Genomic DNA, 16,019 nt, shown 5'->3' on the forward strand with positions numbered 1-16,019 from the left:
AGATAAGCGCTTGCCAGCATAGGTTCGGGATTGAGGAATACGCTGGCAGGCTGCCGAATTTGACATTTGAACGGTCGTTCGATAGGATGGGCATCAGAAGACTGCGGAAGCCCCTGTTCAGGCCAAGCAGACAAGGGCGGGCGCATCGTCAGAGAGATAAAAAGGAGCGGAGTGCATGAGAAGCATTATCGGTTTTTCGTTGAAAAACAAATTCGCCGTCTGGATGATTACGATTATCGTCTTGGTGGCCGGTTTGTATTCCGGCGTGAACATGAAGCAGGAGAGCTTGCCCAATTTGTCGTTTCCCTTTCTGAGCGTCACGACCGTCGTGCCCGGAGCCGCCCCGCAGGGTGTCATCGAGCAGGTGACGGCGCCGCTGGAGCAGCGTCTCCAGAGCGTGGAGAATGTTAAGAACGTCACGTCGACGTCGATGTCGAACGTGTCGAGCATCAACCTGGAGTTCGACTTCGGTCAAAATATGGACAAGGCCATGAGCGACGTGCGCGAGGCGATCGCAGCCACCAAGCTGCCGGAGGGCGCGCAGACACCGACCATCTCCAAGTTCTCGATGAATACCTTCCCGGTCATGTCGCTGAGCGCATCGGGCGGCAGCCTCGAGGAACTGACGAAGACGGTGACCGACGTCGTACAGCCCGCGCTCGAGGATATTCCGGGCGTCGCGTCCGTCCAGATCTCCGGCCAGGTCGTCAAGCAGGCGAAGCTGACCTTCGATCAGGCCAAGCTCGCGCAATATGGCTTGACCGAGGCTTCGGTCGAGCAGATGATCCAGGCTTCCGCCGTCGAAGTGCCGCTTGGCATCTTCACGCTGGGCAAGACGGAGAAGTCCATCCTCGTCGACGGCCGCGTCGCGACGCTGGACGACCTGCGGAACCTCGCGATCCCGGCGGTGCCGGCATCGGCAGGCGCGGGCCAAGGCGCGCCCGGCCAAGGCGCAGCCGGTGGTGGCGCGGGTATGGCCGCAGGCTCCGGCACAGGCGGGGCAGCCGGGGCGGCAGCGGCCGGCATCCCGACCGTCAAGCTCGGCGAGCTGGCGACCGTAGAGCTGGTCGGCGAGTCCGAATCGATATCGCGTACGAACGGTCAGGACTCGATCGGCATCCAGATCGTCAAGTCCAACGATGCGAATACGGTCGATGTCGTCAATGCGGTCAAGGACAAGGCCGACGAGCTGAAGGCCGACCATCCGGAGCTGACGCTGACGACGCTGCTCGACCAGGGCAAGCCGATCGAGAAGTCCGTCGAGACGATGCTGAGCAAGGCGCTGTTCGGCGCGCTGTTCGCCATCATCATCATCCTGCTGTTCCTGCGGAATATCCGCACGACGCTGATCTCCATTTTATCGATCCCGCTGTCGCTCATCATCGGCGTGCTGCTGCTCAAGCAGTTCGACATCTCGCTCAACATCATGACGCTCGGCGCGATGACGGTCGCCATCGGACGGGTCGTGGACGACTCGATTGTCGTCATCGAGAATATATACCGGCGGATGTCGCTGTCCGGTGAGAAGCTGCGAGGCAAGGAGCTCGTCCGCGAGGCGACCCGCGAGATGTTCCTGCCGATCATGTCCTCGACGATCGTCACGATCGCCGTATTCCTCCCGCTCGGCACCGTCAGCGGCATGGTCGGGCAGCTGTTCCTGCCGTTCGCGCTGACGATCGTATTCGCGCTGCTCGCCTCGCTGCTCGTGGCGATCACCGTCGTGCCGATGCTGGCGCACACGTTGTTCAAGAACGGCGTCAAGCCGGGCAAAGGCCATGACCACGAGGACAAGCCGGGCAAGATGGCGATGGGCTATCGCCGCATCCTGTCCGCCGCGCTGCGCCACAAGGTGATCACCGTCCTGATCTCGGTCGTCATTCTCGTCGCCAGCTTGTTCCTGATCCCGGTCATCGGCGCGAGCTTCCTCCCCGAGGAGGAGGAGAAGTACACGATGATTACGTATTCGCCCGAGCCGGGCGCCCTCCTCACCGATGTAGAGCAGCGTGCGCTCAAGGCCGAGGAGCAGCTGCGCCAGGATAGCGACATCACGAACATGCAATATTCGATCGGCGGCAGCAACCCGCTGTCACCCGGCCCGTCCAAGGGCGGTCTGTTCTACTTGCAATTCAAGAACGAGACCAAGCACTTTGCCGACAAAAAGGAAAAAATCATCGCCGACCTGCAGCAGCTCGTGCCGGAGGGCACCTGGTCCGAGATGGACTTCTCCGGCGGCGTCGGCGGCAGCAAGTTCAGCATGAGCATCTACGGCGACGATCTGAATTCGATCAGCACCGCCGCCAATCAGGTGGCCGATCTTATGAAGCAGGACAGCAGCTTCAAGAAGGTCGATACGAGCCTTTCCAAGACATACGAGCAGTACACGCTCGCCGCGAATCAGGAGAAGCTGAGCAAGTACGGATTGACTGCCGGTCAGGTTGCCATGGCGCTCATGCCGCAGCAGCAGTCCCAGGCGCTCGCGCAGATCGAGGACGGCGGCAAGAAGTACGATGTTTTCGTAGAAAAGGAATCCGCCACGTACGGCAGCATCGACGATATTGGCAATGTGAAGCTGCAATCCCCGCTCGGCGTACAGGTGCCGATCAAGGATGTCGTGGACGTAAAGGAAGGCACGGCTCCCAGCTCGATCGCCCGCGAGAACGGCCGCCTGGTCGCGACGGTCAGCGCGGAGATCACGGCATCCGACGTCGCCAAGGCGTCGTCCGGTCTGCAGGACAAAGTAGACAAGCTGAAGCTGCCTGAAGGGGTAGAGGTCAGCTACGGCGGCGTCACGGAGCAGATCAACGAGACGTTCACGCAGCTCGGACTGGCGATGGCCGCGGCGATCGCGATTGTGTATCTGGTTCTCGTCCTGACGTTCGGCGGCGGCCTCGCGCCGTTCGCGATCATGTTCTCGCTGCCGTTCGCCATCATCGGCGGTCTGGTCGCCCTGTGGCTGACCGGCGAGACGCTCAGCGTATCCGCGCTCATGGGCGCGCTCATGCTGATCGGCATCGTCGTCACCAACGCGATCGTGCTCATCGACCGGGTCATCCACAAGGAGCAGGAAGGCCTCTCCACCCGGGATGCCATCCTGGAAGCGGCCGGCACGCGTCTGCGTCCGATTCTGATGACCGCGCTCGCCACGATCGGCGCGCTGCTGCCGCTCGCATTCGGCTTCGAGAGCGCAGGCATCATCTCCAAGGGGCTCGGCGTCACCGTCATCGGCGGTCTGGTCAGCTCCACGCTGCTGACGCTGCTGATCGTGCCGATCGCTTATGAAACGCTGATGAAGCTACGCGCGAAGCTGAGCCGCAAGCCGAAGCCAAGCGCATAAAAAGAGCTTCTTCCGCAAGGAGGAGGTCCGAATCGTGAGCACGAGGAAAAGCCAGATCATAGAGGCGGCCATGCGCTGCTTCTCCCGCAAGGGATTCCATGCAACTTCGATTCAGGAGATCGTAGACGAGCTCGGCATGGCCAAAGGTTCGATTTACTTTTACTTCAAGGGCAAGGAAGAGCTGCTGCTGGCCGTCATCTGGCATTTCGTGGAGCAGATGATGGCGACGCTCGCGGTGCTGCCGCAGGAGCGGCAACTTTCTCCCAGGGACCAGTTCAGGCTGCAGCTTGTGCGGCATTTCGAATATTTCCAGAACAACTGGGACTTCCTCAAGATGCTCATGCAGGAGACGCAGGTCGACATCGGGCACGAGCAAAAGGCAAAGCTGCTGCTGGAGATGCGCAACCGTCTGCTGCTGTGGAAGCGGCAGTACATTCTGGCGATATACGGCGAGAAAGCTGCCGTCTACGCACAGGATGGCGCGCATCTGCTCGGCGGCATCTTGAACGAGACGATGCATGCCTGCCTCATGGACAAAAGGAAGATGGAGGGGGAGCGGGTCGGCGAATACTTGCTGGAGCGGCTGGACGATCTGATGACCGCCTTCATCGGGCGTCCCGCCTCCACGCTGCTGTACACGCCGGAGGAGAGCTTCCCGCACGCAGATGGGGACTACAGGGCGGTCCTGCTCGAATTCGTCAGCGTCGTGGAGGAGAGCGGGCCTGACGAGGTCGTCCCGGCACATCGCGCCGACTTGCTGGAGACATCCGGCCGGCTGCTCGAGGAGCTCGCGCAGCCGATCCCGGACCGCATCGCCGTGCGGAGCCTGTTCGCCTATCTGAGAGAGCTGTGCATCCCGGCCTGGCGGCCCAAGCTCGAGGCAGCCGGCGCTATGCTCAACATCGAATAAAAGAAGCGGCCTGCCGCCCTGTGCCATCCGTCCGGATGCAAGGTGCGGCAGGCCGCTTTTTATTACATGAAATGTGCCAAGCCCAGGCCGGATGCCGGTCGGATCAACCTTCGACGGCGATGGTGAAGTCTGCGTCCAGGCTGTCCCCTGGCGGTACGAGGATCAGCCCTTCCTTGCGATTCAGCGCCTCGTTCAGCGCGGTCCAAGGCTCGACGCAGACGAACGGCTTGCCCTGCACCGACCAGAGGACGACTACGCCGAATACGTCGCTGTAGCCCAGCTTGACCGTGCGTCCGGCAGGCGAAGGGAAAGAGATCTCCGGCGTCTTCGGGTCGAGGAGCGCGACGGATTCTACCAGGTCGCCGAGGTCGACGGTTCCTTGGAACGGCTTGATCTCGCCGTCGTTGTAATCCAGCAGCTTGGTCGCATCCGACGTGTAGTGCAGCTTCTTGTCAGACAGCGCAAAGTACGGATGGAAGCCGGCCTGGACGGGCATATCCCGTTCGGACAGGTTGTTGTAGGACTGCTCGATGCAGAGCTTGCCGTCCTTCAACCGATAAGTGAAGTGCAGCTCGAATTCGAATGGGTACGAAGCGAGCGTCTCCGAGCTGCTGTGCAGCGCCAGCGTCAAGGCTGCCTCGCCTTGGTCGGCATAGGCGTTGACGACCTCCCATGCGGCGGTGCGGGCGACGCCATGATTGCGCATCCGGTAAGTCTGGCCGTCCCATTCGTAAGCACCGTCCGCAAGCTGTCCGCAGATCGGAAACAGAATCGGAATGCCGCCCCGAATATTCGCGGACGGGTCGAGATAGGTGGCGCGGTCGAGATACAGCAGCTCTTCGCCGTGCAGCCGGCAGCCGATGACGATACCGCCGCGCTCCGGGCTGATGGTTACCTTGGAGTCGGTAGCGCGATCGATCAGTTCATAGACGAGATATGTATCGACATGACTCGATACTTCGTAGACTTTGGTGTTCGTATCCGTACGCATGGTCAGTCCTCCGATCTTAATCGCGAGCTTGTCCCGCTCGGCGGGTGTTTGGTCCATTATAACAAGTTCGTCCGCCATATCGTAACCAATTCCAATGGAAAATGCGAAGCTTCATCGACAATTTGTGATGTAATTTCCTGGGCAATGGTGTCGAAATTCAAGAAGCGTCCGGCGCCTGCCGGATTCAACGATAGACGCGCAACTCTTGAAAGGTTCTGATCGTCTATTAACTGAGTTGCAAATAGACAGGAGTGTGCTCAACATTTCCAACCAACAAGTTACGACAAACGCAGGCGTGCCGACGCGCCGTTCGAGGGTGGAGGCCAACGCCGGAAAAGCACGCCCCGGACCTGCCGGCCGTCGCCGCAAGAAGGGCGGCTTCCTGCGCAAGCTGGCCGCGTTGTTCTGGATATTGTTTATACCGGCTGTGCTGTTTTTTATATGGTTCTACTTCACGCCGTCAGGCACATCCGTCCGCTACCGGTTGGCGGATGCCGTCATCACCACGCAGCATAGAGAGTACGCCAAGTACTTGATCGGCAAGGACGGCCTCGACCAGCGGGTAGCCGCCTATGCCGCACAATTCAAATCGATGGGCGAAGAGAAGGATACGCATGAGATCGCCCTCCCGGCGCACCCCGACGGGGAGGGTGCAGGGAAGACGGCGGAGCAGCTCACGACGATCGAAGAGGTGGACGGCAAAGGCTATCACGGCTACCTGCTGACGGTGTCCGATCCGACCAAGATCCGGCTGGTCGTCCCCGCCAAGGCAGGCAAGGGCGAGAAAGTGCCGAGCATGGTCAAGCGGACGGGCGCCGTCGCGGGTGTCAATGCCGGCGGCTTCGCCGATCCGAACTGGCAGGGCAACGGCTTCCAGCCGATCGGGCTCGTCATCACGCAGGGCAAGATTTATTACAACGGGTTGGGCAAGAACAGCAGCACGCAGATCGTAGGCATCGACAAGAGCGGCAAGATGGTCGCGGGCCACTACTCTATCAAAGAGTTGATGGATATGAATATCTCCGAGGCTGTCAGCTTCGAGCCGCGCATCATCGTGAACGGCAAAGGACTCATTAAAAATCATGCCAACGGCTGGGGCATCGCGCCGCGTACGGTCATGGGGCAGCGGGCGGACGGCAAGATTCTGTTCCTCATCATCGACGGCCGGCAGATCGGCTACAGCATCGGCGCCGATCTGTACGACTGCCAGCAGATCCTGCTGGAGCACGGCGCGGTCATCGCGGCCAACCTGGACGGCGGCTCGTCCACCGTACTGGTGAAGGAAGGCGGCGAGCTTGTGAACAAGCCGTCCTCCAAAGGCGAGGGCGGACGCTATCTGCCGACCGCATTCCTCGTATTCAACGATCCGGCTTCGGTCAACGTACCGAACGTATGGGCAGGCTTGACTGCCAAGGATATCGATCCTTCGAAGTGGTAAATGGCAAGCAAGGCTCCCGAATCCCGTCTCCAGGCGGGAGCGGGAGCCTTTGTTTGCAATCGAGGCGGAGCGGGGCTCGCCGGATATGCGCGGACGGCGATTCGTACGTTCAATACATCATCGCGCCGAGCGGTCCGTCCTCATCGATAATATCCTGTATCGCGTATACGGAGATCGGGAAGTAAGGGAATCCCCACGCGTAAGGAACCAGCTCGTAGAGCTGGAAGTAGATGACGAGCGCCTTGTCGGCGATGTAATAATCCTGTTCCTCGGCGATGCCGGGATAGGACGTCAGCAGCGGCAGCTTGCGCGCCTTGATCTGTGCTTCAATCAGCGCGTTCAGCTTCTTTTTGTAATCGGCGCCCGGCTTGAACAGCTCGCTCAGCTTGTAGGAGCGGCCCGTATCGGCGTCGAAGGTGAGCGACTTCTGGATCGTATTGCCGTGCGCGCCGCCGGTGAAGACATAGTTCAGCAGCGACAGGCTCAAGACGCCGCGCTGGTTCGTCTTCAGCTCGAACGTGCCGTCCATCTCCTGCACGTCGGGGGACGGATAGCCCTGGCTCGACATGAGCGTGTCGACTTCATGCTTGATCGCTTCGTTCATCTTGGTCCGGGCGGCCTCACCGGTGCCGCCCGTGACGACGGGCGTGCTCAGCTTGAGCGGAGGCTTCTCGGTCCGCTCGATCGCGATCGGCAGCATCAGCGTTTGTACGTTCATCTTCATTCCCCTTTGCCTGCGAGATAGGCGATTGTCATCTCAGCTTATGCGCGAGAGAGCGAGGGGGTGCTGCGGACATGCGCCATCCGGCAGCCACTGCCGAGCGAAGAAGCGGCGAACGGCGGTGCGTTCGAACGAGTATTCAGAACAGCGCCAGCTGTACCGGCTGGCAGGGGGAGCCTGCAGATAATTGATCGCCGCAGCCGGAGCGGTCGGCGGGCGCCGAAGTGTCAGCCCTGGCGTAAGGGGAGGCTGCCGGCAGCTTCGTGGCGTAGGCCGCATCGCCCTTGGGCACCTCCATGGCACCGATCTCCGTCAAGCCGTAGCGCTTCATCTGCGCGGCGATCCGGGCATAGACCGGCCTGCGGTAGCTGTCCGGCAGCCGGGCCGAATGCCAGTACAGCCGGCCGTACGTCTCGGCAAGCTCGGGGTGGGAAGCCCGCAGCACCGAGAAAAACCAGCTCTTGACCTCCGGCGTGGACAGCCTCATAAACGACGACATCATCGACCGCACGCCGGCGTCCGCGATCGCCCCGATCAGCGCGTCGGTATCGGCTTCGCCGTCGGTCAGATGAGGCAGGATCGGTGCGACGAAGGCATGGACGCGAATGCCGGCGTCCGTCAGCGTGCGCGCGCATTCGAGCCGCCGCTGCGGCGATGGCGTCGAAGGCTCGAATGTGCGCCAGATCGCGGTATCCAGCGTATGCATGCTCATATTCACCGATGCGCCGGGCAGGCCGCGCAGCAGATCCAGGTCCCGCAGCACGAGCGGCGAGCGCGTGGTGATGCTGACGCCGACGCCATACTCGGCCAGCGCCTCCAGACACCCGCGGGTCAGCTTCGCCTTGGCTTCGAGCTGCTGATAAGGGTCTGTCGCCGTGCCGATCGCCACATGCGACGGGAGCTTGCCGCGCGCGTGCAGACGCGCCAGCTGCCGGCGCAAAATGGCCGGCGCATCGTCCTTGTAGAAGATGCGATGCTGGAACGTATCGTCGGCCGCTTCGCCGAGGAAGGCATGCGTGCTGCGCGCATAGCAGAAGCTGCAGCCGTGCTGGCAGCCGCGGTACGGATTGATCGACCAGTCGAATGGCATGGACGGCGCGGTGACGGCGTTCAGTATGGACTTGGAGTGCATGGGCAAGTATTGGGTCGGGTTCATCGGACGGCGCCTCCCGGTGAAGTTCATAAAAAAATAGAGAACATATGTTCTCTATTCAGAATAACAAACTTCAATCCGCGAGTAAAGCGGTCAGGCCTGGATCATCTCTTTGAGCCAGATGACCGCCTGGGTGCGATCGTTCGTCCCGATCTTGTCGTAGATCGTGCTCACGTAATTCTTGACCGTGCCTTCGCTCATGAACAGCTGCGCGGCGATCTCCCGATTTGTGCGTCCTTCGACCATGAGGGCGATGATGCTCTGCTCCCGATCCGTGAACTTCGGACCGTCGGTCCGGCCCCGCGCGCGCATGGAGGCGGACTTGCCGGGCATCGGCGAAGCCAGACGAGCCGCCAGCTTGGCCGCGATGCCGGCAGGCAGCATCATCTCCCCGCGGGCTGCGTCGCGAATCGCCTGCAGCAGCTTGTCGCTCTGAATGTCCTTGAGCAGGAAGCCGATCGCCCCGTTCGCCAGCGCTTCGATAATATAGTCGTCCTCGTCGAAGGTCGTCAGCATGAGCACCTTGATCTCTGGCGCTTCCTGGCGAAGCTTCTTCACGGCCTCGATGCCGTTCATGACAGGCATGCGGATGTCCATCAGGACGAGGTCCGGCCTGTGCCTCAGCGCGAGCGCGCATGCTTCCTCGCCGTTCTCGGCCGTCGCGACGACGTCCATGTCGTCCTCAAGCTGCAATATCGTCTCGAGACCGTCCCGCATGAGCGTCTGGTCGTCGGCAATCAGAATGGTGTACAACCGCGTTCACTCCTTTGAGCTTCATTATAAGACAATCCAGGTCCGTTGACAGCCATCATTTACCGACGAGAGGCGCGCGACTTTTTTTGAGAAAAGGACGGGAAAGGGCTTGACTGCAGATGTCGGATTCGGTATATTATAAGAGTTCTTGCTGATGTAGCTCAGCTGGTAGAGCAACGCATTCGTAATGCGTAGGTCGGGGGTTCGAATCCCTTCATCAGCACCACTTAGAACTTAAACACGCGCGGCTCCGGTTTTCGGAGCCGCGCTTTTGATTTATCGGCGTATGGCCCAAGAAGAAGTCTCGCCTGGAAACAAATCGTGCCTGCTCGTTGCCATGCCTCCGAAAGAAGTCTCGCCTGGAAACAAATCGTGCCTGCTCGCGGCCATGCCTGCGAAAGAAGTCTCGCCTGGAAACAAATCGTGCCTGCTCGCGGCCATGCCTGCGAAAGAAGTCTCGCCTGGAAACAAATCGTGCCTGCTCGCGGCCATGCCAACGAAAGAAGTCTCGCCTGGAAACAAATTGCACCTGCTCGCGGCCATGCCAACGAAAGAAGTCTCGCCTGGAAACAAATTGCGCCTGCTCGCGGCCATGCCAACGAAAGAAGTCTCGCCTGGAAACAAATTGCGCCTGCTCGCGGCCATGCCAACGAAAGAAGTCTCGCCTGGAAACAAATCGTGCCTGCTCGCGGCCATACTCGCCAACTTAGTCTTTGCCGGGAACGAACTACATAGATGCCGGCTCATACGCGCGCGAAGAGGGTCACGACGATCCTCCCTGACGCTTTCCTCCGCATTGCCGCACATTGCGCAGCCCTTTTCATGAGAATCATTTAATATTTGCAACCGCTTAAATCCGGTTCGGACGAGCTGAGAGGGGTAATAATAAAAGGCAAGGCCATTCCACCCTTGAAGGAGTGATTCATATGGCACGAGCAGATCCAGCTGTCAGCACGAGGCGCGAAGCCACCATGCACGGCGGAGAAGCGAGGGCAAGATCTCCGGATCGTGAACACGACTACGAAGCGTTGGGGCGCGAAGGCGCCGAATCAAGGGCATCATGGGATCAAAGGGCAGGCAATCAGCCCGATATTGCGAATCAGGTCCGTGACGATCACGGCAGATTCGCGAGCGAGCGCTGAAGACGTCAGCGCGCAATCCCGTAAATGAATGGCATGGCATAGCATAGCTTGCTATAGCCTATGGACAGGATGTGATTCCGTTGGAGCAGGACCTGCCGCGCGGAATCGCGGAGCGGACTTAGCGCTCCGCCGCATCACGGCCAAGGGTTCGAGTCGACGCTTGCTCAGGTCACCGCCAATCGCCCGCAACAATCCTCAGTTCGAATGAGGCAGGGCAGTTCAAGGGCAACCGTCTTAGTGTTCCCAGGCACCCGCGCGAAGCGAACGAAGTTGTTGTCGAACGTGAATATTCTGGTACGAGTTTTCCTATAGAAGTCGGGGAGCAGATCGCGGCTATGCAGGCTGCGGTCTGCTTCCGTACATACCAAGGGAAGAAGAGGTGAGCGTATATGGCAACCGTCAAGCAAGGACTTCGCAAGGTCGCGTTCCTGCTGGAGGAAGGCTACGAAGACTCGGAAATGAAAAATCCGTACGATGCGCTGGTCGAGAACGGCAACGACATCGACATCATCAGCACCGAGAAGGGCAAGGAGCTGAAAGGAAAGAAGGGGACGGTGACGTATACGTCCCACTTGGCGGCATCGGAAGCATCGGCCGGCGAATACGAAGCGGTCGTCATCCCGGGAGGCAGCTCCCCGGCCAAGCTGCGGGAGGACCCGGCTATCATCGCCTTCATCGGCGAAGCCGACAAGGCAGGCATTCCGATCGCGGCGATCTGCCACGGTCCTCAAGTGCTCGCCAAAGCCGGGCTGCTCGACGGCAAGACGCTGACCGGGACCGCCTCCATTCAAGGCGAGATCGAGGCGGCGGGCGGCAAGTTCGTCGATCAGGAGGTTGTCGTGGACGGCCATCTGATCACTTCCCGCAAGCCGGAGGACGAGCCGGCGTTCATCCGCGAGACGATCGCCAAGCTGGGCGTCAACGCTTATTGAAGTGCCCCATCTCTATCGTATACGGGACGCATTGCGGCTAATGGCCGGATGCGTCTTTTTCGTTTTCGTCAAAACCCTCCTCGCGCTCCTGGTGTCGCCGTTCCTCAAGCCCCGCTCCTTTGCTCGCTTTTTCCTTATTCCATCTGCCGATCTCTTCCCACAGCACCGCCTCGAACGCCCGCCGCTGGAACTGGTCGAGCCGCAGCGCGGCCAGCTCGCAGGTCACGCCGAACCGCCTGGAGAGCAGCTGGATCGCCTCTCCTCGGGCGGACGGCAAGCCCACCTCCCTGACCATCGAATACGGCATCGCCGCATACAGCACGAATCGCTTCGCGTCCGCCTCCTGATGCTCGAGAAATGAGCGAGGCATCACCGTCTGGTTACCGGCATGTCTGAGAATATGGCACAGCTCATGCAGGTAGTCCTCCCACTGGCGTTCGGCGGTGAGGCGCAGGTCGATCAGCACCGATCGGATGCCCATCCACTCCAGCGCCTTGCTGGTCGCATCCATATAATGAACCCAGACGTCCAGACGCTCGGACACTTCCGGGATGGTCAGCTGGTCCGGCGTCACGATGCCGGCTCTGCTCCACAGCGCTTCGATCCACTGCTCCAGCGGCGTCGGTTGATAATATTGAAGCATCGGGCACCTCAATCTAGGAATGTATGTTCGTATAAATGGTGAAAATAAACGCCCGTTGGTTACGGGCGGCGGTCATCAGTCACAGGTCATCGGTCATTCCGGGTCGCGATCCGGCTTGCGCAGACGCTCTTGTTCCCGCAGAAACGTCCAGAACCGCAGCATCTCCTCCTGCCGCGCCTCGGGCGCGTCCAGGTAATCTTTAAAAAACAAGCCATGCTCCGGATTGCGTATGAATTCCTCGAAGGCGGCGGCTTCCGAGGCCGAGGTTGAGGCCGCTGCGGGGCCATCCATCGTCGCGTCGTTCGTCAACCCCAGCAAGTAATCGGCGGTCGTCCTGTAATACTCGGCGAACCGGCCGAGCATGTCGGGCTCTGGCTTGCGGTCGTCCGATTCATAGCGAGACAGCTGAACGTTGCTGATGCCCAACTCCCTGGCTGCCGTCAGCTGTGTCTTGCCCAGACGCTCGCGCCGTTCTCTGAGGCGGGTTCCAAGCGACATGAGGATCCATCCTTCCGGTAGCGAGTTAACTGCATTATATCGGATCTTTTCCGATACGGCAATCTGTGGTGGAAGAGGAGGCTTAAAAAGGATTGACAATTACCGTATTGGCAATATATGATGGATTCACATTCAATATGAGAATGTATGTTCCTATTATGGGGTGGCGTTCCAATTTGGCGTCAAGTAGAAACTTGCGGTGCAGGTTGAGTTGTCTAAGCGCATTGACTTTATATGAATGGGGTTTGCCAAAATGGCAAAATGGAGGGCGGATAAGGATGACAAAGCAAGCGGATAAAGCGACGCCAACGAGCTACAAGGAAGCGCGGCGCAAGCTCATGATCGCGGCGGACAGGCTGACCCGTCAGATGACGGCGGCGGCCGATGCGACTAACGATACGATGATGGCGAGGTCCACGGCTTTGGAAGCGGAAAGTCAAAGAAAGCTCGTCATCGAGATGATTGCGGATTGTTCGTATGTCATCGAGTGGCTGGAATCCGGCTGCATGCCGGGCCATCGCCGGGGGATCGAGCGGCGGGCAGGGTATCAGCGCGAGGTGCCGACCGACCCGGCGCTGCTCGGCGCGGTCATCGCGGCGGAAGGCTGCGACCGCTATCCGGCTGCGGATGAGCCGCAGCCCGCTCCGCGCCTGGCGCTCGAACGGGCGCTCCGGGGCTTGACCGATCGCGAACGGGAATGCTTCAGGCTGTCGCAGGCGGAGAGCTTCGCGCTGACGGAGGTCGCGGAGATGCTGGGCATCAGCAAATCAAGCGTCGGCACGTACCTGCTGCGGGCCCGCCGCAAGATCGACACGAACCTGCGTGCAGGCGAAGACAGCAGCGTCGGATAGGCTGTCGTACGATTGCCACCTATAGATGAGAATAAGAACAAACGTTCTCATAGTTGAAGGCTGCCTGGCAAGATGCGCCAGGCAATCGAGAGAGGAGAGCTTCGATGAGCGGAGAGGACGGCTGGCTCGAGGCGCTCGCGGGCTGGACGGTGCAGGCGCTTGATGATGCCCAGTGGCATGTGCATGCCGGCGGCTGGCCGGCGGAGGTAGAGCGGCCCGCGGTGATGTGGCGCTTGACCGGCGCCGAGACGAAGCCGGCCAGCGCAGCCTTCGCGGAGGAGACGCGGCGATATGCCGGCCATGTGCTCGGGCGCGATCCGGCGGAGCAGGCGCTGGCGGTGGGGCTGCTCGCAAGCGCGCTCGGCGTGGCGTACAAGCTGCCGCTCGATGCGGCGGAGCGGCGCTACCTGCGCATCCGGCAGGCGGCCGCGGAGCTGACGGCGGATGCGATTGCGGACGGCCAGCTGCAACTGACGCTCTGCAGAAGAGCGGTTCGCCCGTCCGCGGAGGCGCCGCTGATGCGGGAAGTGGCCTTTCATCAAAAAGAAGAATAGAGGTGCCCACATGGCAGGAAAAAAGCAAGCAGATGAAACTTCGGCCCAGACGTACGGCAGGGACGAACTGATCGCCTATGCGGACGAGCTGTTCGGCGTGATGCCGGAGGCATTGCAGGGCGCGCTGTACGGCACGGATGCGGCGGCGGTCTTCACGATTGAGGACGCACGGACACTTGTAGACCAATTTATGAACAGGAAGGTGAACTGAGCATGGCTGGAGGCACTTGGAATCAGACGGATCTGCCGGTATTGCCCGGCTTCTATATGGCATTCCGCTCGGCGGCCGCAGCGGCCGTCCAGACGGGAGAACGCGGCATCGTGATCTTGCCGGTCAAGGCCCACTGGGGACCGGTCAAGGCGTTCGCGGAAATCACGAGCGAAGCGGACATCGCGAAGGTGTATTCGACGGACGAATCGGGCGGCGCTACGGCGGCCGCAGCGCTGCGGCTCGCTCTGATGGGCGGCGCGAGCAAGGTGCTCGCCTATCGCCTGTCCGACGGCACAGACGCGAAGGCGTCCAAAGTGCTGAAGGATACGGCAGGCACGCCCGTCGACGTGCTCAAGCTGGAGGCGAAGCTGTCCGGCGCCCGCGGCAACAACTTCAAGGTGACGGTTCAAGCCAACCCTGCGGACGCGGGCAAACGGGATATCAAGCTCTATGAAGGCACGACGCTGCTGCGCACCTTCACCTTCGCGGACGGCTCCGTCCAGGCGGCTGTCGATGCCGTCAATCAGGACGCGGCCAACATCTGGGTGACCGCTTCGAAGGTCGCCGCAGGGAGCGGTTCGCTCGCGCCGGTATCCGGCGTCGCGCTGACCGGCGGCGCCTCGGGTATCGCCGGCATCGTGAACGCGGACTACGTCGATGCGCTGTCCGCCTTCGAGACGCAGTCGTTCAACACGATCGCGCTGGACGGCGTATCCGATGCGCAGCTGCACGCCAGCCTCGTCGCCTGGGTAGCGCGCATTCGCGGCGAAGGGCATGGCGTCATCGCCGTCCTCGGCGGTTCGCTCTCCGACGACAAGGCGGCCGACGCCGTCGGCAAGGCGGCGCAGCGCAGCGCGTCGTTCAATCACGAGGGCGTCGTGAATGTCGGCACCGGCGCGGTGCTGGGCGGCACCGAATACAGCTCCGCGCAGCTCGCGGCCTATGTCGCGGGTCTCATCGCCGGTCAGCCGCTGAACGCTTCGACGACGTATGCGTCCACGCCGTTCCAGGACGTCGTGCGGCGCTGGACCCGCTCCGAGCAGGAGCAGGCTGTGCGCGGCGGGGTGTTCCTGCTCGTCCACGACGGGCGGATGGTCAAGGCGCTGCGCGGCGTGAACAGCCTGGTCTCGTTGAGCGCAGGCCAGAACGCAGCGTGGAAAAAGATCCGCACGATCCGCGTGCTCGACAGCGTGAACGGCGATCTGCAGCGCACCGCCGAGGATCAATATATCGGCAAGGTAAACAACACCGAGGAAGGCCGTCTGGCGCTGATCGGCGCCTGCAAGCAATACATGGCCGGGCTGGCGCAAGCCGGCGTCATCGAGGCGACCGGCTACGACGTGGCTGTCGATGCTTCGGTTCCGGCCGCGGCGGACCAGGTGTTCTTGAAGTGGGAAGCGCGCCTGACCGATGTGGTCGAGCAAATTTTCGGCACGTTCATCGTGCAATAAAAAGGGGGAGAACAAGCGCATGATGGATCCGACCAGAGCGATTCTCGGCACTTACGGACAAGTATTCATCAACGGCAATTGGCAGACGAACATCAATCACCTGGAGGCTTCGGTCGAGGTGGAAAAGCGCGAGCTGAAGCTCGCCGGCTCCGAATGGACGACGCACAAGCTGGGCGCCAAGAAAGGCACCGGCACGATGAGCGGCTACAAGGTGACGAGCGACATGCTCGCCCGCGGCTTCGCCAAGTTCGAGATCATCAACAAGCTGTCCGACCCGGAAGCTTACGGCTTCGAGCGTATCCGACTGATCAACTGTGTGGCGGACAAGCTGCAGCTGGCCAACTGGACGGCCGGCGAGGAAGTGGCCGAGGAGACGGCGTTCACGTTCGAGGGCTACGAGCTGCTCGACCCGATCGTGGCGGGCTGATGCGGCTGCT

At 61.0% G+C, this 16,019-nt stretch carries 16 protein-coding genes and 1 tRNA gene; 11 read left to right on the forward strand and 6 right to left on the reverse strand.

Annotated elements, in window-relative coordinates; translation table 11 throughout:
- Window positions 1–175 precede the first annotated feature (175 nt).
- The gene (locus tag VQ071_RS01350; protein ID WP_340512037.1) at window positions 176–3,334 is read left to right on the forward strand and encodes an efflux RND transporter permease subunit; all 3,159 of its coding nucleotides are present in this window, start codon (window positions 176–178) and stop codon (window positions 3,332–3,334) included.
- 34 nt (window positions 3,335–3,368) lie between these two features.
- A complete protein-coding gene (locus VQ071_RS01355) occupies window positions 3,369–4,244 on the forward strand; it encodes a TetR/AcrR family transcriptional regulator (RefSeq protein WP_340512038.1) in 876 nt (291 codons plus the stop codon).
- 103 nt (window positions 4,245–4,347) lie between these two features.
- Here VQ071_RS01355 and VQ071_RS01360 read toward each other — a convergent pair whose 3' ends face one another.
- Window positions 4,348–5,235, reverse strand: a complete 888-nt coding sequence (locus VQ071_RS01360) for an aldose epimerase family protein (protein WP_340512039.1) — start codon at window positions 5,233–5,235, stop codon at window positions 4,348–4,350.
- A gap of 316 nt (window positions 5,236–5,551) precedes the next feature.
- Here VQ071_RS01360 and VQ071_RS01365 point away from each other — a divergent pair, with 316 nt between their 5' ends.
- A complete protein-coding gene (locus VQ071_RS01365; protein ID WP_340512371.1) occupies window positions 5,552–6,673 on the forward strand; it encodes a phosphodiester glycosidase family protein in 1,122 nt (373 codons plus the stop codon).
- 109 nt (window positions 6,674–6,782) lie between these two features.
- On the opposite strand, the gene VQ071_RS01370 is transcribed toward VQ071_RS01365, so the two are convergent.
- From VQ071_RS01370 to VQ071_RS01380, 3 genes are all read right to left on the reverse strand, one after another.
- Window positions 6,783–7,391 carry a DUF3298 and DUF4163 domain-containing protein gene (locus VQ071_RS01370; RefSeq protein WP_340512040.1) on the reverse strand — a complete coding sequence of 203 codons (609 nt, stop codon included), beginning with the start codon at window positions 7,389–7,391 and terminating at the stop codon, window positions 6,783–6,785.
- A gap of 142 nt (window positions 7,392–7,533) precedes the next feature.
- Complete coding sequence (locus tag VQ071_RS01375) at window positions 7,534–8,550, reverse strand: SPL family radical SAM protein (RefSeq protein WP_340512041.1); 1,017 nt, start codon at window positions 8,548–8,550, stop codon at window positions 7,534–7,536.
- Window positions 8,551–8,640: 90 nt separating this feature from the next.
- Complete coding sequence (locus tag VQ071_RS01380; RefSeq protein WP_340512042.1) at window positions 8,641–9,300, reverse strand: response regulator transcription factor; 660 nt, start codon at window positions 9,298–9,300, stop codon at window positions 8,641–8,643.
- Window positions 9,301–9,450: 150 nt separating this feature from the next.
- Between VQ071_RS01380 and VQ071_RS01385 the strand changes: the two genes are divergently transcribed.
- From VQ071_RS01385 to VQ071_RS01395, 3 genes are all read left to right on the forward strand, one after another.
- Window positions 9,451–9,526 (forward strand) — tRNA-Thr (locus tag VQ071_RS01385).
- Between the two features lie 45 nt (window positions 9,527–9,571).
- Complete coding sequence (locus VQ071_RS01390) at window positions 9,572–10,126, forward strand: hypothetical protein (protein ID WP_340512043.1); 555 nt, start codon at window positions 9,572–9,574, stop codon at window positions 10,124–10,126.
- Window positions 10,127–10,831: 705 nt separating this feature from the next.
- Window positions 10,832–11,374 carry a type 1 glutamine amidotransferase domain-containing protein gene (locus VQ071_RS01395; RefSeq protein ID WP_340512044.1) on the forward strand — a complete coding sequence of 181 codons (543 nt, stop codon included), beginning with the start codon at window positions 10,832–10,834 and terminating at the stop codon, window positions 11,372–11,374.
- Between the two features lie 37 nt (window positions 11,375–11,411).
- Here VQ071_RS01395 and VQ071_RS01400 read toward each other — a convergent pair whose 3' ends face one another.
- Both VQ071_RS01400 and VQ071_RS01405 read right to left on the reverse strand, forming a co-directional pair.
- Complete coding sequence (locus VQ071_RS01400; protein ID WP_340512045.1) at window positions 11,412–12,017, reverse strand: ImmA/IrrE family metallo-endopeptidase; 606 nt, start codon at window positions 12,015–12,017, stop codon at window positions 11,412–11,414.
- A 93-nt stretch (window positions 12,018–12,110) separates the two neighbouring features.
- Entirely contained in the window at window positions 12,111–12,515 is a 405-nt protein-coding gene (locus tag VQ071_RS01405; protein ID WP_340512046.1) for a helix-turn-helix domain-containing protein, read from the reverse strand.
- A 278-nt stretch (window positions 12,516–12,793) separates the two neighbouring features.
- On the opposite strand from VQ071_RS01405, the gene VQ071_RS01410 reads away from it, so the two are divergent.
- The 5 genes from VQ071_RS01410 (at window position 12,794) to VQ071_RS01430 (ending at window position 16,009) form a co-directional block, all read left to right on the forward strand.
- Window positions 12,794–13,366, forward strand: coding sequence for a sigma-70 family RNA polymerase sigma factor (locus tag VQ071_RS01410; RefSeq protein ID WP_340512047.1), 573 nt, complete (start codon window positions 12,794–12,796; stop codon window positions 13,364–13,366).
- 104 nt (window positions 13,367–13,470) lie between these two features.
- Complete coding sequence (locus tag VQ071_RS01415) at window positions 13,471–13,920, forward strand: hypothetical protein (RefSeq protein WP_340512048.1); 450 nt, start codon at window positions 13,471–13,473, stop codon at window positions 13,918–13,920.
- Window positions 13,921–13,930: 10 nt separating this feature from the next.
- Window positions 13,931–14,131, forward strand: a complete 201-nt coding sequence (locus VQ071_RS01420) for a hypothetical protein (protein WP_340512049.1) — start codon at window positions 13,931–13,933, stop codon at window positions 14,129–14,131.
- A 2-nt stretch (window positions 14,132–14,133) separates the two neighbouring features.
- Window positions 14,134–15,582, forward strand: coding sequence for a phage tail sheath family protein (locus tag VQ071_RS01425; protein WP_340512050.1), 1,449 nt, complete (start codon window positions 14,134–14,136; stop codon window positions 15,580–15,582).
- A gap of 19 nt (window positions 15,583–15,601) precedes the next feature.
- Entirely contained in the window at window positions 15,602–16,009 is a 408-nt protein-coding gene (locus tag VQ071_RS01430; protein ID WP_340512051.1) for a phage tail tube protein, read from the forward strand.
- Window positions 16,010–16,019 lie beyond the last annotated feature (10 nt).

Origin of the sequence: Cohnella sp. 56 (genome assembly GCF_037963805.1) — a bacterium.
Taxonomy (GTDB): Bacteria; Bacillota; Bacilli; order Paenibacillales; family Paenibacillaceae; genus Cohnella.